This window comes from Pseudomonas sp. NFACC41-3 (genome assembly GCF_900109505.1).
Lineage (GTDB): Bacteria > Pseudomonadota > Gammaproteobacteria > Pseudomonadales > Pseudomonadaceae > Aquipseudomonas > Aquipseudomonas chlororaphis.
On record NZ_FOAE01000001.1, the window covers coordinates 812,611 to 833,363 of the forward strand.

General features: G+C 64.7%; 21 protein-coding genes. 8 read left to right on the plus strand and 13 right to left on the minus strand.

What is annotated here, in order from left to right:
• Nucleotides 1-35: 35 nt before the first annotated feature.
• From BMY68_RS03725 to BMY68_RS03740, 4 genes are all read right to left on the minus strand, one after another.
• Nucleotides 36-296: a bacteriocin immunity protein gene (locus BMY68_RS03725; protein WP_085530452.1), complete on the minus strand. Its 261-nt coding sequence runs from the start codon at nucleotides 294-296 to the stop codon at nucleotides 36-38.
• On the minus strand, nucleotides 293-1,600 hold the full coding sequence (locus tag BMY68_RS03730; RefSeq protein WP_085530453.1) for an S-type pyocin domain-containing protein: 1,308 nt from the start codon (nucleotides 1,598-1,600) through the stop codon (nucleotides 293-295). Before BMY68_RS03730 ends, BMY68_RS03725 begins: the two co-directional genes overlap by 4 nt.
• Nucleotides 1,601-1,968: 368 nt before the next feature.
• Nucleotides 1,969-2,463, minus strand: a complete 495-nt coding sequence (locus BMY68_RS03735) for a PaaI family thioesterase (RefSeq protein ID WP_085530454.1) — start codon at nucleotides 2,461-2,463, stop codon at nucleotides 1,969-1,971.
• 36 nt (nucleotides 2,464-2,499) lie between these two features.
• The gene (locus tag BMY68_RS03740) at nucleotides 2,500-2,928 is read right to left on the minus strand and encodes a hypothetical protein (protein ID WP_085530455.1); all 429 of its coding nucleotides are present in this window, start codon (nucleotides 2,926-2,928) and stop codon (nucleotides 2,500-2,502) included.
• A 271-nt stretch (nucleotides 2,929-3,199) separates the two neighbouring features.
• Here BMY68_RS03740 and BMY68_RS03745 point away from each other — a divergent pair, with 271 nt between their 5' ends.
• Nucleotides 3,200-3,529: a hypothetical protein gene (locus BMY68_RS03745; protein WP_007924875.1), complete on the plus strand. Its 330-nt coding sequence runs from the start codon at nucleotides 3,200-3,202 to the stop codon at nucleotides 3,527-3,529.
• Nucleotides 3,530-3,952: 423 nt separating this feature from the next.
• Here BMY68_RS03745 and BMY68_RS03750 read toward each other — a convergent pair whose 3' ends face one another.
• Entirely contained in the window at nucleotides 3,953-4,849 is an 897-nt protein-coding gene (locus BMY68_RS03750) for a DMT family transporter (RefSeq protein WP_053260573.1), read from the minus strand.
• 128 nt (nucleotides 4,850-4,977) lie between these two features.
• Between BMY68_RS03750 and BMY68_RS03755 the strand changes: the two genes are divergently transcribed.
• The gene (locus BMY68_RS03755; protein ID WP_085530456.1) at nucleotides 4,978-6,312 is read left to right on the plus strand and encodes an aminotransferase-like domain-containing protein; all 1,335 of its coding nucleotides are present in this window, start codon (nucleotides 4,978-4,980) and stop codon (nucleotides 6,310-6,312) included.
• A 37-nt stretch (nucleotides 6,313-6,349) separates the two neighbouring features.
• Here BMY68_RS03755 and BMY68_RS03760 read toward each other — a convergent pair whose 3' ends face one another.
• The 3 genes from BMY68_RS03760 to BMY68_RS03770 form a co-directional block, all read right to left on the minus strand.
• A complete protein-coding gene (locus BMY68_RS03760; RefSeq protein ID WP_085530457.1) occupies nucleotides 6,350-7,978 on the minus strand; it encodes a methyl-accepting chemotaxis protein in 1,629 nt (542 codons plus the stop codon).
• A 319-nt stretch (nucleotides 7,979-8,297) separates the two neighbouring features.
• Entirely contained in the window at nucleotides 8,298-9,005 is a 708-nt protein-coding gene (locus tag BMY68_RS03765; protein ID WP_085530458.1) for a DUF6602 domain-containing protein, read from the minus strand.
• 144 nt (nucleotides 9,006-9,149) lie between these two features.
• The gene (locus tag BMY68_RS03770; protein WP_085530459.1) at nucleotides 9,150-10,595 is read right to left on the minus strand and encodes a SulP family inorganic anion transporter; all 1,446 of its coding nucleotides are present in this window, start codon (nucleotides 10,593-10,595) and stop codon (nucleotides 9,150-9,152) included.
• 171 nt (nucleotides 10,596-10,766) lie between these two features.
• Here BMY68_RS03770 and BMY68_RS03775 point away from each other — a divergent pair, with 171 nt between their 5' ends.
• The 4 genes from BMY68_RS03775 to BMY68_RS03790 all read left to right on the plus strand — a co-directional run bounded on the left by BMY68_RS03775 (nucleotide 10,767) and on the right by BMY68_RS03790 (nucleotide 12,627).
• A complete protein-coding gene (locus BMY68_RS03775; RefSeq protein ID WP_062825387.1) occupies nucleotides 10,767-11,126 on the plus strand; it encodes a hypothetical protein in 360 nt (119 codons plus the stop codon).
• A 168-nt stretch (nucleotides 11,127-11,294) separates the two neighbouring features.
• Complete coding sequence (locus tag BMY68_RS03780) at nucleotides 11,295-11,900, plus strand: SCO family protein (RefSeq protein WP_007924889.1); 606 nt, start codon at nucleotides 11,295-11,297, stop codon at nucleotides 11,898-11,900.
• The gene (locus BMY68_RS03785) at nucleotides 11,900-12,391 is read left to right on the plus strand and encodes a copper chaperone PCu(A)C (protein WP_007924890.1); all 492 of its coding nucleotides are present in this window, start codon (nucleotides 11,900-11,902) and stop codon (nucleotides 12,389-12,391) included. The genes BMY68_RS03780 and BMY68_RS03785 overlap by 1 nt, the downstream gene beginning before the upstream one ends.
• Before the next feature lie 41 nt (nucleotides 12,392-12,432).
• Nucleotides 12,433-12,627, plus strand: a complete 195-nt coding sequence (locus BMY68_RS03790; RefSeq protein ID WP_007924891.1) for a DUF1289 domain-containing protein — start codon at nucleotides 12,433-12,435, stop codon at nucleotides 12,625-12,627.
• A 33-nt stretch (nucleotides 12,628-12,660) separates the two neighbouring features.
• On the opposite strand, the gene dsdC is transcribed toward BMY68_RS03790, so the two are convergent.
• The 4 genes from dsdC to BMY68_RS03810 form a co-directional block, all read right to left on the minus strand.
• Entirely contained in the window at nucleotides 12,661-13,608 is a 948-nt protein-coding gene (dsdC, locus tag BMY68_RS03795) for a DNA-binding transcriptional regulator DsdC (RefSeq protein WP_085530460.1), read from the minus strand.
• A 24-nt stretch (nucleotides 13,609-13,632) separates the two neighbouring features.
• Nucleotides 13,633-14,985, minus strand: coding sequence for a D-serine ammonia-lyase (locus BMY68_RS03800; protein ID WP_085530461.1), 1,353 nt, complete (start codon nucleotides 14,983-14,985; stop codon nucleotides 13,633-13,635).
• Between the two features lie 24 nt (nucleotides 14,986-15,009).
• A complete protein-coding gene (locus tag BMY68_RS03805) occupies nucleotides 15,010-16,350 on the minus strand; it encodes a GntT/GntP/DsdX family permease (RefSeq protein ID WP_085530462.1) in 1,341 nt (446 codons plus the stop codon).
• A 215-nt stretch (nucleotides 16,351-16,565) separates the two neighbouring features.
• Nucleotides 16,566-16,970, minus strand: coding sequence for a RidA family protein (locus BMY68_RS03810; protein ID WP_085530463.1), 405 nt, complete (start codon nucleotides 16,968-16,970; stop codon nucleotides 16,566-16,568).
• A 146-nt stretch (nucleotides 16,971-17,116) separates the two neighbouring features.
• Here BMY68_RS03810 and BMY68_RS03815 point away from each other — a divergent pair, with 146 nt between their 5' ends.
• Nucleotides 17,117-18,043, plus strand: coding sequence for a LysR family transcriptional regulator (locus BMY68_RS03815; RefSeq protein ID WP_009043232.1), 927 nt, complete (start codon nucleotides 17,117-17,119; stop codon nucleotides 18,041-18,043).
• Between the two features lie 288 nt (nucleotides 18,044-18,331).
• The gene (locus BMY68_RS03820; RefSeq protein WP_085530464.1) at nucleotides 18,332-19,753 is read left to right on the plus strand and encodes a phosphatidylserine decarboxylase family protein; all 1,422 of its coding nucleotides are present in this window, start codon (nucleotides 18,332-18,334) and stop codon (nucleotides 19,751-19,753) included.
• A gap of 51 nt (nucleotides 19,754-19,804) precedes the next feature.
• Here BMY68_RS03820 and yghX read toward each other — a convergent pair whose 3' ends face one another.
• On the minus strand, nucleotides 19,805-20,704 hold the full coding sequence (yghX, locus tag BMY68_RS03825) for a YghX family hydrolase (RefSeq protein ID WP_085530465.1): 900 nt from the start codon (nucleotides 20,702-20,704) through the stop codon (nucleotides 19,805-19,807).
• Nucleotides 20,705-20,753: the final 49 nt, after the last annotated feature.

Sequence of the window (20,753 nt, forward strand, 5' to 3'; positions counted from 1 at the left end):
TGGGTTTATTGGAATGGCGCTTCAAGGCCATTGATTTAGGGTTCTTTGAAACCCGGAAAACCGTTGGCCGAGCGCCAGTCTTGGACTGTTTTCAAAATTCCCTTTGGCGAATCGTCTTCACCATCCTCGGGATAGTAAATCCAGTCAGATGCAGCGGGATTGCCAGTTATTTTAATAAAGTGCTCTAACAGCTCATCCTGATATTTCTCTGTACCCACCGCATTGCATATTTCTTCGAGTAGCTCAAGAAAATCACTTTCGGTGTATTCGGACAAAGAGCTTGCAAGCTTGATCATCGTTTGTTGTTCCTGTGCAAGTCGATGTGGTGTCTTGGCGTGACGACACCAAGGTTATCTAAATCGTAAACCTCACCGCTTTCTGAAATAGGTATCTTGTGGTGCAGTTCAAAGGAGCGTCGCCCGCCAACGGTATCAGAGGCTCTTGCGCGTGGAGCCATGCCGTCTCGCACTCGTGCCTTGTTGCTGTTGTTAAACTGCGCAGCTAATTCTGGATCATCACTTACAGCCCTCCACAACTCCTCCCGAAAAGCATCAAAGCTTCTGAACTCCCTCCCGCGCAACTGATCAGCAATCTCCGTGGGTATCGGAGAACCTAACCCGGAGTCGGCCCCCGCGAGCCAGAGACCTTCTACGTCCTGCCCCCGACCCGTAACCGTACCGGGCGTCTTGCGCACGCTCAGCACGATATAGAGCGGCCGAACCCCAGACCCCGGCGGGAACACCAGGATGAAGTCCTTGTACTCCGGTGGGTAGATCGGGTTGACGATGAGGGTGTCCGCCTGTTCGGTGGGCGGAAAGATCCAGATGTGCGGCGCTTGGGGTGCGGCCTCCAGCGGGGGGATGCCGGAGGTGCTGGACGGGTCCACCGCGGGGGTCCAGATCAGGGTGACGCCGTCGCCGAAGTCGGCCACCTGTTGCTGGCCTTCGGCAGCAAAGCGCACCACCGGGACCATTTCCCAGTCACGCTGCTTTTGCGTGTTGTAGCCATAGCCCTTGAGCGTGCCGTCGGGCCGTTGTTCGAGATGCAGGCGCACGCGGGTACGGCCTTCTTTCAGCGCGTCGAGTTGCTCGGGCGTGTACAAGGCGCTATCGCCCAGGCTCGAAGGCCAGAGCATGGCCACCATGCCAGCCAGGGCACCCGCGACCACGCCGCCGACCCCGGCGGACGCCACGGCCTCGCCACCCAGCGCAAGGCTGCCCAGCGCGGCGGGAAGGGCGCCGCTGATTTTCTTGAGCGGGATATTCCCCGTCGCGTCCGCGCCACGGCCCCCCAGCAAGACAAGCTCGCCATAGTCCTTGATGGCGTCGGTGGGAATCGCCCCGGACGGGCTGAGGTAGTCCATGACCCCGTCGGGCAGCTTGCAGGATTTGGTAAAGGTGCAGCCGGCCATCGCCTGTTGCTTGCGGGGTGGGCTGGCGAGGCTGTCTGCGTAGGCTTGTTGGCGAACCAGCATCCGTTCATAGGCGTTTTGCCTGGCCTCTTGCTCAGCCCGTTCGCTGGGGGTCATGTCTCGATAGCTGACGTGGTGCCCGTCGCCGGAAGGGGGATTCTTGATCGGGGGGAGTCTGTTGCGCGCCATCGAGGGTTCTGCCTGTCCATCCAGTGCGGTTTTCCAGCCGGCGGCGGGATGGCATCAACCCTATTGGCTATGGCGAGGCATTACTGCGGGAGGAGTCTGAAAGGTTTGAAGGGCAAATCTTTACTTTTACGGGCTGACAAGCAGGACGATTCTGGCTAATGCCGATCCGTTAAGGACGAGAGTGGGGGCTGGTGTAGGAGCGAGCTTGCTCGCGATGGACTTGAGAGCGCCGCGTTCATCCACTCGACACGCGTTATCGTTAACCGCCATCGCGAGCAAGAACTAGGCGTCCCCCTTGTAAGCTGGTTTTACCTGCTTCAGATCGTGGTTCCCAACGGTTTCAAGATCGTGAGCGAGCCTGAGCCGGTTCAGGCTTCCCGGCCGTGGGCCGCTGCGGCCAGTTGCTCGGTATCGACCCGCACGAAGATCGAGTCGCCAATCGCCGTCAGCACATCGCCGGCGTAGACCTCGCAGATCACCCGGCTCTTGCGCCCGACTTCGCCTTCGACCTTGGCGCGCAAGGTCAGGGGCACGCCCATCGGTGTGGGCTTGATGAATTTGATGCCGAGGTTACCGGTCACGCAGTTGATCCGCGGCTGGCTGTCCAGGGTGCGATTTTCGGCGCGGTAGTGGTAGGCCATGGCGGTCCAGTTCGAGTGGCAGTCCACCAGCATGGCGATCAGGCCGCCGTACACCAGCTCGGGCCAGCCGCAGTATTGGCTGTCCGGCAGGTGCTCGGCCATCACATGCACCCCATCCTCATGCCAGTGGCTCTTGATGTGCAGGCCATGGGGGTTGCGGCTGCCGCAGCCAAAACAAACGCCGTCCGGCGCGGTGCTGTCTTGCAGGGAGAGTGGGTGCATGTGTCTTACCTTTTTTATTGTTGGAGAAGGAAAGCCTCAGGCTGCCTGTGCCTGTATCTGCAGGTCGCCGTCGACGTCCTTGACCAGCCCGCTGGCCAGCAGCAGGGGCAGCAGGCGTTGGTGCAGTTGCGGCTCGACGAACTCCTTGACGGTGTCCAGCGCCAGGTTGCCGCTGGTTTCCAGCTCGGCCTTGGTGTAGGACAGCCAGGCCTTCTTCAGCACCAGCAGCACGTCGCTGCCGGCGGTGGTGGCGAAGCGGCGGTGGGTGACTTTACCGTCGAAATCGAAGCTGTGCTGGTAGGCATAACCGCTCTCGACGCCCGCGCTGGCGACACAACGACCGCAGGTGCATTTGCCGTCGCCGAAGGCCGTGCGCAGATAGGTGTTGAAGTCCACCACGGGCTTGAGCCCCAGGCGCTTGTCGACTTCGAACAGATCCCCGGTCAGTTTTTCTTCAGTGCTCAACGTCCATTTCCTCAAGTCATGCGGCGTGTTTTGACAGGGCCGCACGATACCAGCCGGGCGCTTGCAGGGGTAATTTTCTGCCCGGAGGTGGCGAGAAACCCGCATTAGGAACCTGGACCGGCGGCTGTTGCCAAGCCTGGCGCCCGTAGTGAACAAGTGGCCAGTAAAAGAGAGGCATATTGCCTTCTCCAATAAGGCCCGATGCTGGCCCCGCGCTCACTCAATCACCGCCAAAATCACTTTAATTTCAGGTGGTTAGGTAGATCGAAAAATGCGCAATGTGTGGATGACGCTGACCTCGTTCGCCTTGGTCAGCGTGGCTGTCGCGGCCGAGGGCAAGGAGTTGCCGGCCAATGACCGGTATGTGTGCAGTTGGGGCGCGGGGACGGCGGCGCGGGCGCAGGAGCTGAAACTGTCGGGGGTTTCGTTGTATGCCGCGCGGCAGAAGCTGCAGACCTACAAGTTCAGCAAGGGCTGGATGCGCATGCTGGCCCTGGGCATTACCGAACAGACCTACGACAGCCCCTCGCGGGCCAAGCCGGCGACGGTGCGGCAGAGTTTTTACGACGATTGCGTGCGCTACAAGCTGGCGCGCAAATAACCCGGGAAGGCACGCGCAATTGCCGGTTGCCCGGGCTGCCATGCTGGCCTGGGCGCCGGCGATCCTGGGTCGAGGCCTGTCGGCTTTGCCTCATGTACCCGGACCTTTGGTCCATGGGCCGACAGCGTTCGCCGCCATCTGATCCGTATTTTTCTTCATCACCTGCGTCTGTATCGGGATCAGATCTGGCCTGACAATAACGCACCCCTCAGGCGCACCGGCCCGCCGGCTGGAGCCTGAGGCTGCGTTCTGCTTTTCGCGTTGGCGAAAACCTATTGTTCAGGAGGCCTTTATGGCGAAGATGGCGATTTTCTTGTTTGGATTCTTGGCGCTGACCATCGCGATCGGTCTGCTGGCGACCATCTCTCCGGTCTGAGGGGAAAACCTCAGGCCAGCCCCGTCTTGCCGAGGCGGGCCGAACCGCTATTTGGAAAACTTCCTCGCCCCGGCCACGCATAAAATCACCGCCACGGTCACTCCCAGCATGCCCAGGCTGACCTGCTCATGCAGCAGGGTGGCCGCCAGGGCCAGGCCAAAGAATGGTTGCAGCAATTGCAACTGGCCGACGGCGGCGATCCCACCCTGGGCCAGCCCGCGATACCAGAAGACAAAGCCGATCAGCATGCTGAACAACGCGACATACCCCAGGCTCAGCCAGGCGGGCAGGGTAATTCCGCTAAATGAAGGCGGGGCGCGCAACAGGCTCAACACGGCCATGACTGGCAGCGCCAGCACCAAAGCCCAGGAAATCACCTGCCAGCCGCCCAGGGTGCGGGAGAGCTTGGCGCCTTCCGCGTAACCCAGGCCGCAGACCAGGATCGCCAGCAGCATCAGGATGTCTCCGGCCGGCGCGGCGCTCAGCCCCTGGGACAGGGCAAACCCCACCACCAGCAGGCTGCCCAGCACCGAGAACAGCCAGAACACCGGCCGCGGCCGCTCGCCGCCGCGCAGCACGCCGAACACCGCGGTGGCCAGTGGCAGCAAGCCGAGAAAGACGATGGAGTGGGCCGAGGTCACGTACTGCAGGGCCAGCGCGGTCAGCAGCGGAAAGCCCACCACCACGCCCAGGGCGACTATCGCCAAGGGCCACAGCTGGTTTCTGTTCGGGCGTTTTTCCTTGAACAGCAGCAACAGGCACAAGGCCAGGACCCCGGCGATGCTGGCGCGGGCCACGGTCAGGAACAGCGGGTCGAATTCCAGCACGGCGACCCGGGTGGCCGGCAGCGAGCCGCTGAAAATCAGCACGCCGATAAAACCGTTGAGCCAGCCGCTCGCGGCCTTTTGCGTGGTGGGGTGTGGCAGGGGGGATGTCCGTTCCATTCAGGGGCTCAGCTCTGTTCAAGGGGGAAGCGCTACGCCGCAGGGCGAGATTGCGCCTGGGCTGCTCAGGCCCCATCCTAGGAGTGCTAAGCAATACAATCAAAATATTGTTATGGATACATTTCGCTATGGCCCGTGCCCGCTACAAACAACTGGTCGATGCTTTTGCCGCCGATATCCGTGGCGGCGCACTGCCGCCCGGCGCCCGTCTGCCGACTCACCGCGAGCTGGCCGCCAGGGAAGGGCTGGCCCTGGTGACCGCCTCGCGGGTGTATGCCGAGCTGGAGGCCATGGGCCTGATCAGTGGCGAAACCGGGCGCGGCACCTTTGTCCGCGAGACCGCATTGCCGCCGGGGCAGGGCATCGACCAGCAGGCCACGGCGGCGGGCACCCTGGATCTGAATTTCAACTATCCGGCGTTGCCCGGGCAGGCCGAAGTGTTGCGCGGCGGCCTGCGCCAACTGGCGGCCGCCGGTGACCTGGAGGCGCTGCTGCGCTACCAGCCCCACAGTGGCCGCAGCCACGAGCGGGCCGCGGTGGCGCGGTATCTGGTCTCTTGCGGGTTGCGGGTAGACGCCGAGCAGGTGTCGATCGTCAGCGGCGCCCAGCATGGCCTGGCGACCACGGTCATGGCGCTGCTCAAGCCCGGCGATGTGGTCGCCACCGATGCCCTGACCTACCCGGGGTTCAAGGTGGTGGCCGACGCCCACGGCGTGGAGCTGGTGTCGATTGCCCTGACCGAGCACGGCCCCGACCTGCAGGCTTTCGAGCAGTTGTGCCGCAGTCGGCGGGTGCGGGCGGTGTATGCCATGCCGACCCTGCACAACCCCATGGGCTGGGTGCTGGACCTGGCGTGGCGCGAGCGTCTGGTGCACATAGCCCGACAGCATCGCCTGCTGATTATCGAGGACGCCGCCTATGCCTTTCTCGCCGAGGATCCGCCCGCGCCGCTGGCGGCCCTGGCGCCGGAACTGACGGTGTATGTGTCGGGCTTTTCCAAGAATGTCGCCACCGGGCTGCGGGTCGGTTTTGTCGTCGCGCCGCCGGCCTGGGTGCCGCTGATCGAACGGGTGATCCGCGCGACCACCTGGAACACCCCCGGGGTGATGACGGCGCTGGTCTGCAACTGGATCGACGACGGCACCGTGGCGCGCCTGGAAACCGAGAAACGCCAGGATGCGCAAGCCCGGCAGGCGCTAGCCAGGGAGGTGTTGGCCGGCCTGGCGTACATCGGGCATCCGGCGTCCTATTTTCTCTGGCTGCCGCTGCCCGAGGAGGTGCGTGCCGATCAGGTGGCGATGGCCTTGCTGCGGGAGAATGTCTCGGTGTCCATCGCCGAGCCCTTTGTCAGCGCCGCGCCGGTGCCCCACGCGATCCGTCTGGCCCTGGGCTCGGTCGATATGGATCAGCTGCGGGTGGCGCTGGAAAGGGTGCGCAAGGTGATTGCTCAATACGCCTACTGAAGGCCCCGCGCGGTGAGGCGCGGGAGCCCGTTGGCCGTCAGACCTTGAACTGGGTTACCAGGCCGCTGAGTTCCACCGCCAGGCGCGACAGGTCCTGGCTGGCGGCGTTGCTCTGGTTGGCCCCGGCCGAGGTCTGGGTCGCCAGGTCGCGGATGTTCACCAGGTTGCGGTCGACCTCGCGGGCGACCTGGGCCTGCTCTTCGCTGGCGCTGGCGATCACCATGTTGCGTTCGTTGATCGAGGTGATGGCCTGGGTGATCTGGTCCAGGGCCAGGCCCGAAGCGCGGGCGGCTTCCAGGGTCAGGTGGGCGCGTTCGTTGCTGTGGCGCATGGCGCTGACCGCGCCTTCGGTGCCTTCTTCGATGGTGTTGATCATGCTTTCGATTTCCTGGGTCGACTGCTGGGTGCGATGGGCGAGGGCCCGCACCTCATCGGCGACCACGGCGAAACCGCGTCCGGCATCGCCGGCCCGGGCGGCCTCGATGGCCGCGTTGAGGGCCAGCAGGTTGGTCTGCTCGGCGATCGAGCGGATCACCTCCAGGACTTGACCGATATTGCGCACATCCACCGCCAGGTGCTCGACCTGCTCGCAGGTGCGGGTCACCTCGTCGGCCAGTTCGTCGATGGAGTCGACGGTGTGCTGCACCTGTTGCCGGCCGTGGTGGGCGGTGGCGTCGGTTTCCCGGGATGCTTCGGAGGTGCTGACGGCGTTGCGCGCCACTTCTTCCACCGCCGCGGTCATTTCGTTGACCGCGGTGGCGGCCTGTTCCAGTTCGTTGCTCTGCTGGTGCAGGGTCTTGCTGGAATCCTCGGTCACCGCATGCAGTTCTTCGGCGGCCGACGCCAGTTGGCTGGAGGAATCGGCGATCTTCTGCAGGGTGCTGCGCAGGCTGTTCTGCATGCGTTGCAGGGCGTGCAGCAGGCGCGCCGGTTCGTCGTTGCCGGTCACGCTGATGGCATGGCACAGGTCGCCGCTGGCGATGGTTTCGGCGACTGCCACGGCCTGGCTCAGCGGCCGCACGATGCTGCGGGTGAGCACGATGGCCAGGCCGACGGTCAGCACCAGCACGATGGCCAGGATCGCCAACACCAGCCCGACCGCGCTCTGGAACACTTCGTTGCTGCGCGCGGCCGCTGTTTCGCCGCCGTGGGTATTCACCTCGACCACGCTCAGCAGTTCCTTGAGCATGGCGTCGGCATTGGTCAGGAACGGCCCGCCGTCGACGATGGCGATCGCCTCGTCCTTGCGCCCCTGGCGCGCCAGGTCGAGGACGCGCTGCTGGTCCTTGAGGTACAGCGCCCTGACCCCCAGGTAGCGCGCGTACGCCGCCTTTTCCTCGGGGTCGATACTGAGTTTTTCGTAGGCCAGTTGCTGGGCCGACAGTTGCTCGTCGAGCTGCTTGACCCGGTCCAGCAGGGCCTCGACTTCGGTTCTGTCGCGTACGACCAGCAGGCGCAGGGTCAGGGTACGGATCTGGGTACTGGTCAGGGCCACGGCGTTGGCCGCGACGATCGAGGGCAGCCAGTTCCTGTCGACCTCGAGCGACTGCTCGTTCATGCGCCGCATTTCCAGCAGGGAGAACGCCCCGAGCGCAACCGCGAGCAACGCGATCAGGGCAAAACTGAGGCCTGCACGGCGGGAAATGTTCATCGATCGTAAAAGCATGACTGTGTTCCTTGTGGCGGCAAAAGGCACAACCTGCGCGGCATCCGGCAGGTTCGCAGCAAAGCGGCGCGCGCTCGGAAAGGCTCCGGGGCGTCGTCGGTTCTTGCAGGCAAGACAGGCGGGAGGCGCATCGTGGCGCCTTCTTTTATGGGGTCTTCCGGGGTGGGTGGGGTCGTGCGGACCTTGGCCGGAGAGGGGGCGATGATATCACAGTGATGTCGCTTTTTTGGCCGGAGCAACCTGTGTTTGGCTGATGAAAAAGGCGAGCTGCGGCTCGCCTTTTGTTTTTCACAGTGCTTGCGGGGACCGTCGGACCCCGTCAGTCACTCTCGGCTTCATCCAGGAGCGAGACGTAGCTCTTGATGTCGAACCGGCTGTCTCTATTGAAGGAAAGCCAATTGGAGAGGCTGCAAAGAAAGGCGAAAACCGCGCTGTCCCCGGATGCTTCGAAGTTTCCAGAGGGTTCGAAGCTGAAAAAGTAAGCGGGTTCCAGGCAGAGGATTCCGGTGGGGTAATGCTGGCCTTTCTCTCTGCATTCTTCGAACAGCCATTTGGCAATGGTGTCTTCGTTCGGTCCTTTGAAAGCAATGATGTAGGAAGGAACAAGGTATTCATTTCTGAAAATGAATTTTTCTTCCGACTTTTTCCGTTGCAGCCGCTGGACGGCGTGGCTCTGTTCGAACGCCTGGACCTTCTGGACCCGCAGGTCGGACTTCACTTCGATGGCCGCCGCCACGGTATCGGCAAAGTACAGCCGTTGCTTGCCGGAGGTAATCGGCAGGCTGAAGCTTTGCTCGCACTCAAGGACGATATCCATCTGGCCGGTGGTTTGGCCGTAGCAGTCCATGATGACCCCGGAGCCATAGCGGATATTTTGCGGCAGAACCCGGGCCAACAGGCTTTCAATGATGAGTTCCCGTTCATTTCCAATAACCGTCGAAGGGTACTTTTGCGATTGCTTGTGCCCCAGCATCAAGCTTTCTTTCAGCGTCTCGATGCTGTTAAGCAACAGGTCTTTCCCTGGCATGACTCACTCCGTGTATGACATTTATGGATCAAGCAGCCCCGTTTGAATCCGGGGCTGCTCGACAGTAAGAAAGCCTGGAAGGGGTGTAAAGGCATTTGTCGGAACAGAAGTGCCGCTGAAGGTGGCCGTTCCGTGAGCCTGGGTTCAACCGTGCTGGATGCCCGCGCGTTTCAGCAACTGCTTGCAGCGCTCGGACAGGTGGGTCACCCGCAGGTGCTTGCCGGCCTTGCCGTAGCGTTCGCGCAGGGTTTTCAGGGCGGCGATGGCCGAGTAGTCGACGAAGCTCAGGTGGCGGCAGTCGAGGGTCACCTGGGCCGGGTCGCCCGCCGGGTCGAAGTGGTTGAGGAAGGACGTGGTCGAGGCGAAGAACAGGGTGCCGTGGACCCGGTACAGCTTGCTGCCGTCGGCTTCCTCGTGGCTGTCGGCGTACAGCTCGCGCGAATGCTGCCAGGCGAAGTTGAGGGCGGCGATGACGATGCCGCACAGCACCGCGATGGCGAGGTTGGTGAACACGGTGATGATGGTCACCGCGACTATCACCAGCATGTCGTTCAACGGCACTTTGTGCAGCACCCGCAGCGAGCCCCAGGCGAAGGTCTGCTGGGCCACCACGAACATCACACCGACCAGCGCCGCCAGCGGAATGCGCTCGATCAGGGGCGAGAGAAACAGCACGAACAGCAGGATCATCGTCCCGGCGACCACCCCGGACAGCCGGCCACGACCGCCGGAGCTGAGGTTGATCACGGTCTGGCCGATCATCGCGCAACCGCCCATGCCGCCGAACAGGCCGGAGGCGATATTGGCCGCGCCCAGGGCCACGCATTCGCGGTCGGGGAAGCTGCGGCTCTCGGTGATTTCGTCGGTGAGGTTGAGGGTCAGCAGGGTTTCCAGCAGCCCGACCATGGCCATCAGGAACGCGTAGGGGGCGATGATGCCCAGGGTCTCCAGGTTCCACGCAATGTCCGGCAGCATCAGGCGCGGCAGGCCGCCGGCGATATGGGCCATGTCGCCCAGGGTGCGGGTCGGCAGGCCCAGCAGGTAGACCAGCAGGCCGACCCCGAGGATCGCCACCAGCGCCGGCGGCACCGCGCGGCTCAGGCGTGGCAGCAGATGGACGATGGCCATGGTCAGCGCCACCAGCCCGAGCATCAGCCACAGGGGCGTGCCGCCGAGCCAGCGTTCATCGGCCTTGAAGTGTTCCAGCTGGGCCAGGGCAATGATGATCGCCAGGCCATTGACGAAGCCGAGCATCACCGGGTACGGCACGATCCGCACCAGCTTGCCCAGGCGCAGCAGGCCGAAGGCGATCATGACCAGGCCACCGAGCAGCACCGTGGCCAGCAGGTACTGCACGCCGTGCTGCACCACCAGCGCGACGATCACCACCGCCATCGACCCGGCGGCGCCGGAAATCATCCCCGGGCGGCCGCCGAACAGCGCGGTCAGGGTGCAGATGATAAAGGCCCCGTACAGGCCCATCAGCGGGTTGAGGTGGGCGACCAGGGCGAAGGCGATGCACTCGGGCACCAGGGCGAAAGAGGTGGTGAGTCCGGCCAGGACGTCGGCGCGAAGGCGAGCGGGTTTCATGGTTTACCTGAGAGGGGGCCAGGGTCGGCCGGGGTTGCGGGGGATTGTCGAAAGGCGGCGAATGTTACGGAATTACAGCCGCGCCAGCCAGCCATGGGGCTTGTATTGATGGGCGCTCGCGGCAAGACTGCATGGTCCCGACGCTTAATACCGGGCAGCCAAGGAGCCACCATGCCATCAAGCAAACGCGAGCAGGCGCGTCTCGAACGCCGCCTGGCTGCCAGCCTCACCGACGCCTGCGAAACCGCCAAGGCGGAAATCGTCGGGTTCTCCTGGCTGACCCATGTGGCCGATTACGCGGCGTTTCCCGCCAGCCTGAGGGTGGTATGGGTGTTCGACACCCAGGCCAGCAAGTCCCTGGCCCTGGCCTGCGGGCAGGGCGAGCGCATGCTCGAACTGACAGCCGTGGCGCTGCATGACGCCGGCGTGGAGTTGCAGGCGCTGGCGGCCCATGTGCGCTACGACAGCGAAGAACAGTGCCAGCGCATCAACGGCGGCAACTGGCAACAACGCCTGGCGCGGCTGGGCTGAGCGCCGCTGGCAAGCGCGGCTAAACGCCGCACCCGACCAAGGTCGCACACAACCTGTCATCCATTTGGCAGGAAGCGGGGCGCCGCGTTTTGCTACCATGCGTGGCTTTTACGGATGGGCCGCCTGGCGGGTCGTCTGGACTTTCGGCTCCTCAAAGGGCGGTAACGAATGAGTGTTTTGTTGAGTCGCCGCGAGGTGATTGCAGGTATGGGGGTGTTGGGTCTCGGTCTTCTGGCCGGCTGCGATACCCGGGGCCAGCTGTCGTACAAATATGGCAAGGATCTGAGCGACAAGATCATGGGCCGTACCTTCAAGCTGAAGGACACCGAGGGCAACGTCAGGACGCTCTCAAGCTATAGCGGCCTGATGCCGATGGTGTTCTTCGGTTTCACCCAGTGCCCGGCGATCTGCCCCACGACGCTGGCGCGCGCGGCCCAGGCCAAGAAACTGATGGGCCGCGACGGCGACCGCCTGCAGGTGATCTTCATCACCCTGGACCCCGAGCGGGATACCCCGGAGGTTCTCGACGCCTACGTCAAGGCCTTCGACCCGTCGTTCGTCGCGCTGTACGGCACGCTGGAGCAGACCGCGGCCACGGCCAAGGAATTCGACGTGTTCTACGAGAAGATCCCCAGCGGTTCGACCTACACCCTGTCCCACACCGCCACCAGTTTTGTCTACGACTCCCGGGGCACGTTGCGCCTTGGCTTGTCCCAATCGCTTACCGCGCAAGAGTGCGCGGAAGATCTACTGACCGTCATGGAGGTCTGCTGATGTACCCGGCCCTGAATAAAACCGCTATCGCCCAACGTGCCAAACGCATCCTGATCGGCCTGTCCCTGTTGGGCCTGGCGGGCCAGGCCGCGGCCCAGACCCAGGTCGACGACGCCTGGGTACGCGCCACCGTCGCCGGGCAACAGGCGACCGGGGCCTTCATGACCCTGACCGCCAGCGACGACAGCAAGCTGCTCAGCGTCGAGTCGCCAGTGGCCAAGATCGTGCAGATTCACCAGTCGAGCATGCACAACGATGTGATGAGCATGCGCCCGGCGGACTTCGTCGCGTTGCCGGCCGGCAAGGCCGTCGCCCTGGACCCCCACGGTTATCACGTGATGCTGATCGACCTGGTGGCCCAGGTGAAGGAAGGCGACAAGGTGCCGCTGACCCTGGTGGTGGAAAACGCCAAGGGCGAGAAAGAGTCGATCAAGGTCGAGGCCCAGGCCCGCGCGCTGAACATGCCCGACCACAGCAAGATGCAGCATTGATGGTTGGCAGCACCTGCGACGACCGACAGCCAGGCTGACGCATGGCCAAGGAAATCGACAACCCCTGCATCGCCGTTTGCCAGCTGAGCGGCGATCTGTGCCTGAGTTGCGGGCGCAGCAAGGACGACATCCGCCAATGGAAGCGCATGAAGCGCCCGGAAAAGATGGCGGCGGTGCAGCGGGCGAGCCAGCGCTTGAAGGCGCTGCGCAAGAAGGGCGGCGGCGCCAGCCGCTGATCTCCCCCCCCAGCCGGCCTCCAGCGCCGGCCTTCAGGTTCCCGGCGTCTGCGCCGCACACTCGCGTAACCAGGCGATACAGGCCGAGACCCGTCGCGGCAGGGTCTCCAGGGCCGGGTGGACGATGTAGTAATCGTATTCGCCGCTGCGGGTAAACCCCGTGAACGGCAGCACCAACCGGCCTTGCCCGATCGCCTCGCTGACCAGATGCTCGCGCCCGATCGCCACGCCGGCATGGTGGATGGCGGCGGTGACGCAAAGGTCCGAGCGATCGAAAGTCACCCCGCGTTTCGGCATGGCCACGCCAGCGCCGTGCTGGCGAATCCACAGCGCCCATTCGGAATCGAAGGTGGCGTGGTCCCAGGCCAGCGAGTCATGCAGCAGGGTGCACTGTTGCAGTTGCTCGACTGCGCCGGTCAATCCATGGCGTTCGGCGTATTGCGGGCTGCACACCGGCGCAACCCGTTCCTGCATCAGCTTGTGCGCCACCAGCCCCTGGAACTCGCCATTGCCGTAGTACAGCGCCAGGTCGATCTGCCGGGTGCGGAAGTCGATGCGGTCGTTGCCCACCCGCAGGTCGAGCCTGACCCCGGGAAAGCGCTGGCCGAACTCGGCCAGGCGCGGCACCAGCCAGGCATGGGCGATGGACGGGTGGGCGTACAGGGTCAGCGGCCCGGCCAGGTCGGCGTCGACCGGCTGGGCCAGGACTTCGGACAGCTCGCCCAGGGTCTGCTGGAGGATCGCGAAAATCCGTTCGCCGGCCTCGGTCAGCTCCACCCGCCGGGTCAGCCGGCGGAACAGCTGGATCGACAGCTCCGCCTCCAGCCGGGCGATGCGATGGCTGACCGCGCTGGCGGTCAGGCACAACTCATCGGCGGCCTTGCTGAAACTCAGGTGGCGGGCCGCGGCCTGGAAGGTGAACAGGTTCGAGAACTGGCTGCTGTTGAGCTTGGCATCCAGTCGGGGCGGTAGGTTGTACAAGCCGGCGCTTCTCCTGTCGGTCGGTTATGAGCCTTGCAGCACCCGGGCGCCTTGCGCCAGGTAGGCCTGCATCTCGGTGTCCGGGACCATGCTGCCGCCCGTGGCCCAGACCAGGTGGGTGGCCCGGGCGTAAGCCGCTGCGCTCAGGCCGCTGCGCTGCAGGTACTGGTCACGCTGCGCGTGCACCCGGGCGATGCCTGGGACGCCGGCCACTGCCGAAGGCTCCAGGTGCAGCTGTTGGTGCTTGGCCATCAGCCAGACCAGGGCATGCAGTTCGTCATCGCTGACGGTGTAGTAACCCTCGATCAGCCGCTGCATGGCGCGGCCGACAAAACCCGAGGCGCGGCCGACGGCCAGGCCGTCGGCGGCGGTGAGGTTGTCGATGCCGAAGTCCTGCACCGACACCTCGTCATGCAGCCCGGTGTGCACCCCCAGCAGCATGCACGGCGAATGGGTGGGCTCGGCAAATATACAGTGAACGGCGTCGCCGAACGCCAGCTTCAGGCCGAACGCCACGCCGCCGGGGCCGCCGCCGACGCCGCAGGGCAGGTAGACGAACAGCGGGTGCTCGGCATCGACCCGGACCCCGGCCTGTTGCAGTTGCCGGCTCAGGCGTTCGGCGGCCACGGCGTAGCCGAGGAACAGGTCGGTGGAGTTTTCGTCATCGACGAAATGGCAGGCCGGATCGGCGCTGGCCTGCCGGCGCCCCTGGGCCACGGCGATGCTGTAGTCGCTCTGGTATTCCATGACATTCACACCGTGGGCGCGCAGCTTGTCCTTCTTCCATTGGCGGGCGTCGGCGGACATGTGCACCGTGACCTGGAAGCCCAGCCGGGCGCCCATCAGGCCGATGGACAGGCCCAGGTTGCCGGTGGAGCCGACGGCGATCCGGTAGTGGCTGAAGAACGCCCGGGCCTCGGGCGAGTCGAGCACGCTGTAGTCCTGGTCCGGGCGCAGCAGGCCGGCCTCCAGGGCCAGGCGTTCGGCGTGCTTGAGCACCTCGTAGATACCGCCCCGGGCCTTGATCGACCCGGAGATCGGCAGGTGGCTGTCCTGCTTGATCCACAGCGCGCCGGGCAGGGCCTGGCCATAGCGGTCCGCCAGCACCGCCTGCAAGGCCGGCAGCGGCTGGATCGGCGATTCGAGAATGCCGTGGCTGGCCAAGGTCTCGGGGAAGGCCACGCGAAAATACGCGGCAAAACGCGCAAGGCGCGCGCTGGCGTCGGCCACGTCGGCGGCACTCAGCGCAAGATCGCCCAGGCCATCGGCCAGGGGCGCGCGGGTGGCGGTGAACCAGGTGGTTTCGCGCAACGCCATCAGCTCTTCGAGCAGCGGGAAGCGACGGGTCCAGGTAGCGAGTGGCTGGCCTGCGATCATGGGGAGGTCTCCTGTGGCAAAGGTTTAAACGAAATGAGAGAGGGCCAGGGTCAGCAGCAGGGCGACCACCGAGGCCAGGACCGTGGCGCTGGTGAAGGTCTTGAGGGCATCGGCCAGCGACACCCCGAGGTATTCCTTGACCACCCAGAAGGCCGAGTCGGTGACGTGGGTCCAGCCGATGGCCCCGGCGCCGATGGCGACCACGATGATCTCCTTGCTGTAGCCGGAGTCGACGCCCAGGGTCGGCAGCACAATGGCGGCGGCGCTCATCATGGCCACGGTCGCCGAGCCCACCGCGAAGTGCATCAGGCCCGCCACCAGCCAGGCCAGCACCACCGGGTTGATGTCCAGCCGGGTCAGGGAGTCGGCCAGCACCTTGCCCACGCCGCTGTCGATCAGGATGCCGTTGAAGGCGCCGCCGGCACCGATGATCAGCAGGATGCTGGCCAGCGGCGGCAGGCTTTTCTGGGTGTGCCCCAGCAGGTCCTGCATGCCCAGGCCGCGGCGCAGGCCCAGGGACCAGTAGGCGAAGACCACGGCGATCAGCAGCGCCACCAGCGGGTTGCCGAAGAACGACAGCAGCCCGGACAGCGTCGAGCCGGCGGGCAGGGCGCTGGCGAAGGTCTTGCCGATCATCAGCAGCAGCGGCAGCAGGATGGTCAGCAACGTCAGCCAGAAGCCCGGCAGCACTCGTTCGCCACGGGCCTCGCAACGCTCCTCGAGGAAGGCCGCCTGCCAGGGTTCGGCCCGGCTGCGCGCCACCAGGCGGATCCACAGCGGCCCGGCGACGATGGCGGTGGGCAGGCCGACGATCAGGCCGTAGAGGATCACCTTGCCGACGTCGGCCCCCAGCAAGTGGGTGATGGCCATGGCCGCCGGGTGCGGCGGCAGCATGCAGTGCACGCACATCAGCGACACCGCCAGCGGCACGCCGAGGTGCAGCAGGTTGAGGCGGGTGGCCTTGGCCACCACGTACACCAGCGGAATCAGCAGGATATAGCCGACCTCGAAGAACACCGGGATGCCGGCGATGAACCCCACCAGCATCATCACCCAGGAGGCGCGACGCTCGCCCAGGGTGTCGAGCAAGGTCCGGGCGATGCGTTCGGCGCCCCCCGATTCTTCGAGCATCTTGCCGAGGATACTGCCCAGCCCGATGATCGCGGCGAGAAACCCCAGGGTATCGCCCAGGCCCTTCTGGAACGATTCGAGCATGGCATTCAAGGGCATTCCCGAGCCCAACCCGACCAGGCCGCAGGCGGCGATCAGCGCCAGGAAGGCATGCACCCTGAACCTGACAATCAACACCACGATCATCACGATCGCGGCTAACAACACCCACAGCAACGCGCCATTGCTTTGCATCGGCCAACCCTCTTATTGATTTTGTGACGGGGTCCGTCAAAGGACTTCGCGGGGCGAGAGTTAACGCTCGGCCGCGCGGGGCTGACAAAAGATCATTGCTCAGCAGATGGGTGATGCTGGGTCAGGCGTGGGAATGGGCTTGGGAATGGGAGCCGCGAGGCCGGTCTGGCCGTGGAATCCCGGGCCACGGGCGTGACCCGGTCGAGGGGTGTGAGTCAGCCGGCGGTGCTTTCCGGCAGTCTGGCGATGACCTTGATCTCGAAGTCGAAGCCATAGAGCCAGGTCACGCCCACGGCGGTCAGCGTCGGGTGCGGCGCCTGGCCCCAGAACTCCGGCACCACCTTCCAGATGGCTTCGAATTTGTCCTCGGGGTCGACGATAAACACGGTGACGTCGATCACCTCGTCGAAGGAGCTGCCGGCGGCCGCCAGGATGGCGTTGAGGTTGGTGAACGCGAGGCGGACCTGGGCCTCGAGGTCCGCCTCGGGCGAGCCGTCGGCGGTGCTGCCGACCTGCCCCGAGACGAACAGAAAACCATTGGAACGGATCGCCGGCGAGTAGCGGTTGCGCTGGTAAAGCGCCTGGCGTCCGGGCGGAAAAACCACGTCGCGCTGAGTCATGTGTTGCCTCCATCGATAAGGGCCGAAGCCGGCCTGGAATGAACGATGAAGCTGACTCTAGGCACTTGCGCCGGGCCGATAAACCAGCAACCGTAGCCATCACTGTTTGTGGAATCCAAACAATCCAATGGTTAGCCGGGGTGGAAATGGACCGATTTGATGCGATGCAGGCCTTTGCCCGGGTGGTGGAGGCGGGCAGTTTCACCAAGGCCGCCGACACGCTGCACATGAGCAAGACCAGCGTGACGCAACTGGTGCAGCAGCTGGAGGCGCGCCTGCGGGTCAAGTTGCTCAACCGCACCACGCGCCGGGTCCACCTGACCGCCGACGGCGCGGTGTATTACGAGCGTGTGGTGCGCCTGCTGGCCGACCTCGACGATGCCGAGACCAGCCTGTCCAGTGCCTCGGCGTTGCCCAGGGGACGCCTGCGGGTGGATGTGCCCAGCCCGTTGGCGAGCATGATACTGGTGCCGGCGCTGCCCGGGTTTCACGCTCGCTACCCGGACATCCAGATCGACCTGGGCGTCAGCGACCGCATCGTCGATGTGCTTGGCGAGAACGTGGATTGCGTGGTGCGCGGCGGCGAGCTGACGGACCAGTCGCTGATGGCGCGGCGGGTCGGCGACCTCCAGCTGGGCGTGTATGCGGCGCCCGGCTACCTGGAGCGCCTCGGCACGCCCGCGCATCCGCGCGAGCTGGAGGATTCGTTGCATCGCATCGTCGGTTTTCTCTGGGCGCGCACCGGCAAGGCCTTGCCCTATGCCATGCACGGCCACGGTGAGAGCCTGCAGATCAAGGGCCGCTACGTGCTGGCGGTCGACGATGGCAATGCCTACCTCGCCGCCGGCCTGGCGGGCCTGGGCGTGCTCTGGCTGCCGGACTACATGGCCCGGGCGCATCAGGAACGGGGCGAGCTGGTGCGTCTGTTCGAGGACTGGCGGCTCGAGCCGATGCCAATCTACGTGGCGTTCCCGCCCAACCGGCATATCAGCATCAAGCTGCGGGTGTTCATCGACTGGGTCGCCGAGCTGATGGCCCGACATGCGCCCATCGCCAGCCGAGCGGGGGCGTGAAGCGACCGGTTACATGAATTTTTTGGGTGACCCCCAGAAACCCGCCAGAGCAGCTTTACTTGTCCAGGCAAGTCGCGCCTGTAGATGGCCGTTCGGCCGCCGCATTCTGCCCGGGACCGGCATTGCGAGAAGGACACGGAGTGTCGTTCAACCCCGTACAAAACCCTTGTCGCCCCCCCTGACATGAACGCCTGTTGGAGCAGTCGTTTGCTGGCCAGTACCTCATCGCGGTCTGGTCGCGCCCGTGCCATCGCAGCCCGGGCGCCGCCTCTTTAAAGGAGTAAAGACATGACTCAGTACGACAAACAGCTCAACAACCCCAAACAGTCGTCGCGCCAGGCACGCCTGGAAAGCACCGGCGCCGAACGCCTGACGCTGGCCAACGCCGGGCCGATCCAGATGGGCTTCTGGGTGCCCAACCGGGTATGGGCCACGGCCAAATTCCTGGTGCCGCTGCGCAACCTGATCGCCGAGAAGAAAAAGGCCGGCACCCTGACCCCGATGCGCGCGGAAATCATCGAGTTCAAGACCTGGGTCACCCACAACAGCGTGTACCGCATGTGGGTCAACTCGATGATCGAACAGTCCAACGCCTACGTGGCGACCCTGGACGAGGCGACCAAGGAGCAGATCAAGGACTCGGACGGCGATGCGCTGTGGATCGCCGGCTACGACAGCTTCTTCGAGATTCTCAACGAGATCATCAGCACTTCCTCGTCGTTCAACACCACGGCCCAGGTCGGCACGCCGATGAACGCCTTCCTGGCGGTGTCGATGGGCACCGAGGCGGGTGTCGCGCTGTTCCATGACACGACCTTCAACCAGCAGTTCAAGAAGGTGCTCAATGCCTGGAACGCCTTCCTCAAGAGCAGCGCTTCCCTCGACAAGCTGGACATCAACGACCCGGAAAAAGAGGGCTCGTGGATCTCCGCGGCGGCCCACGAGGCCGGGGTCTGGAAGCAGATGGAGCATGACCCGAACCTGCCCGGCTATGGCTTCGATTCCTGGAACGCGTTCTTCATCCGCAGGTTCGTGCCCGGCGCGCGGCCGTTCCAGGGCAACCCGCTGACCCAGGTCGATATCGGCTGCGAGACCACGCCCTGGCAGTACGAAAACGATGTGGCGTTCGAGACCGAGTTCTGGATCAAGGACGTCAATTACTCGCTGCTCGATCTGTTCGGCGGCCAGGAGCAGTGGGCCGCGCCGTTCCAGGGCGGGCAGGCTTACCAGGGCTTCCTGTCGGCGACCCACTATCACCGCTGGAACGCCCCGCTCGACGGCAAGCTGGTGCGCTCCTGGGTCCAGCCGGGCACCTATTTCGCCCAGCGTCCGGCCCAGGGTGAAGGCGAGGGCACCTGGGAGGGCACCGAGTCGCAGCCGTACCTGGGGCATGTCGCCGCCCGGGCGATCTTTGTCTTCGAGCACCCGACCTGCGGTTATGTCGCGCTGATCTGCATCGGCATGGTCGAGGTCTCGACCTGCGTGATCGAGCCGCCGTTCATCGTCGACGAAGGCGCGGCAGCGGTGAATATCACCCGTGGCACCGAGATCGGGCATTTCGAGTTCGGCGGTTCGACCCACATGATGATCTTCCAGAAGGGCCGGGTGCAGTTGGAGGACTGGGCGGTGAACGCGGTCGCGCACCAGAACGACCCGCAACCGACGCCCATGGGCACGGTGATCGCCACGGCGTTGCTGAACAAGGGCTGAGCCGCTGAGAACAAGCGACGGCGCGCTCGCGCCGTCGCCTGCAAACCGCTGTCAGCCGCTGGCCTGGACCAGGTACTTGTGGAACCACGCCAGCGTCCGGTCCCAGGCCAGGGTGGCCGCCGCCTCGTCGTAGCGCGGGGTCGAGTCGTTGTGAAAACCGTGGTTCACCCCGGGGTAGATATAGGCTTCGTAGGTCTTGCCCGCGGCTTTCAGTGCCTGCTCGTAGGCCGGCCAGCCTTCGTTGATGCGGGTGTCCAGTTCGGCATAGTGCAGCAACAGCGGCGCCTGGATCCGCTCGACTTCCGCGCTGTCCGGCTGGCGTCCGTAGAAGGGCACGGCCGCCGCCAGTTCCGGATAGGCCACGGCCGCGGCATTGGCCACGCCACCGCCATAACAGAAGCCGGTGATGCCGACCTTGCCGGTGCTGGCCTCGTGCTCGAGCAACCATTCGACGGCGGCGAAAAAGTCGTTCATCAGCTTTTCCGGATTGACCTTCAGTTGCAGCTCGCGGCCCTTGTCGTCGTTGCCGGGGTAGCCGCCGAGGGAGGTCAGGCCGTCGGGGGCCAGGGCGATGAAACCGGCCTTGGCCAGGCGTCGCGCAACGTCCTCGATATACGGGTTGAGCCCGCGGTTTTCATGGGCCACCACCACCGCCGGCAACTTGCCTTCGGCTTTCGCCGGGCGCACCAGATAACCCCGGACCTGTTCGTGGCCCTTGGGCGAGGGGTAGGTGATGTATTCGGCGACGATCGCCGGGTCGGTGAACGACACCTGTTCGGCCAGGGCGTAGTTCGGCGTCAGGGCGGCGAGGGTGGCGCTGGCGGTCAGCCCGACCAGGGTGAAGGCCGCCGCCCGGTCGAGAAACTCGCGGCGGCTGATCTTGCCGTGGGCGTAGTAGTCGTAGAGCTCAAGCAGCTCGGGGGCGAAGTCTTTGGCACTGAGACGTTGCATCGCGCGTTATCTCCTCACTCATGGGCGTCCGGGTGCCACATGACTTGTG

Excerpts from the sequence above, each read along its gene's own strand:
- BMY68_RS03750 (WP_053260573.1), bottom strand. The coding sequence starts at position 4,849 with ATGGAACGGACATCCCCCCTGCCACACCCCACCACGCAAAAGGCCGCG.
- BMY68_RS03820 (WP_085530464.1), top strand. The coding sequence starts at position 18,332 with ATGACTCAGTACGACAAACAGCTCAACAACCCCAAACAGTCGTCGCGC.
- BMY68_RS03815 (WP_009043232.1), top strand. The coding sequence starts at position 17,117 with ATGGACCGATTTGATGCGATGCAGGCCTTTGCCCGGGTGGTGGAGGCG.
- BMY68_RS03755 (WP_085530456.1), top strand. The coding sequence starts at position 4,978 with ATGGCCCGTGCCCGCTACAAACAACTGGTCGATGCTTTTGCCGCCGAT.
- BMY68_RS03730 (WP_085530453.1), bottom strand. The coding sequence starts at position 1,600 with ATGGCGCGCAACAGACTCCCCCCGATCAAGAATCCCCCTTCCGGCGAC.
- BMY68_RS03805 (WP_085530462.1), bottom strand. The coding sequence starts at position 16,350 with ATGCAAAGCAATGGCGCGTTGCTGTGGGTGTTGTTAGCCGCGATCGTG.
- BMY68_RS03790 (WP_007924891.1), top strand. The coding sequence starts at position 12,433 with ATGGCCAAGGAAATCGACAACCCCTGCATCGCCGTTTGCCAGCTGAGC.
- BMY68_RS03760 (WP_085530457.1), bottom strand. The coding sequence starts at position 7,978 with ATGCTTTTACGATCGATGAACATTTCCCGCCGTGCAGGCCTCAGTTTT.
- BMY68_RS03765 (WP_085530458.1), bottom strand. The coding sequence starts at position 9,005 with ATGCCAGGGAAAGACCTGTTGCTTAACAGCATCGAGACGCTGAAAGAA.
- BMY68_RS03745 (WP_007924875.1), top strand. The coding sequence starts at position 3,200 with ATGCGCAATGTGTGGATGACGCTGACCTCGTTCGCCTTGGTCAGCGTG.
- BMY68_RS03810 (WP_085530463.1), bottom strand. The coding sequence starts at position 16,970 with ATGACTCAGCGCGACGTGGTTTTTCCGCCCGGACGCCAGGCGCTTTAC.
- BMY68_RS03770 (WP_085530459.1), bottom strand. The coding sequence starts at position 10,595 with ATGAAACCCGCTCGCCTTCGCGCCGACGTCCTGGCCGGACTCACCACC.
- yghX (WP_085530465.1), bottom strand. The coding sequence starts at position 20,704 with ATGCAACGTCTCAGTGCCAAAGACTTCGCCCCCGAGCTGCTTGAGCTC.
- BMY68_RS03725 (WP_085530452.1), bottom strand. The coding sequence starts at position 296 with ATGATCAAGCTTGCAAGCTCTTTGTCCGAATACACCGAAAGTGATTTT.
- BMY68_RS03785 (WP_007924890.1), top strand. The coding sequence starts at position 11,900 with ATGTACCCGGCCCTGAATAAAACCGCTATCGCCCAACGTGCCAAACGC.
- BMY68_RS03735 (WP_085530454.1), bottom strand. The coding sequence starts at position 2,463 with ATGCACCCACTCTCCCTGCAAGACAGCACCGCGCCGGACGGCGTTTGT.
- BMY68_RS03775 (WP_062825387.1), top strand. The coding sequence starts at position 10,767 with ATGCCATCAAGCAAACGCGAGCAGGCGCGTCTCGAACGCCGCCTGGCT.
- BMY68_RS03780 (WP_007924889.1), top strand. The coding sequence starts at position 11,295 with ATGAGTGTTTTGTTGAGTCGCCGCGAGGTGATTGCAGGTATGGGGGTG.
- BMY68_RS03800 (WP_085530461.1), bottom strand. The coding sequence starts at position 14,985 with ATGATCGCAGGCCAGCCACTCGCTACCTGGACCCGTCGCTTCCCGCTG.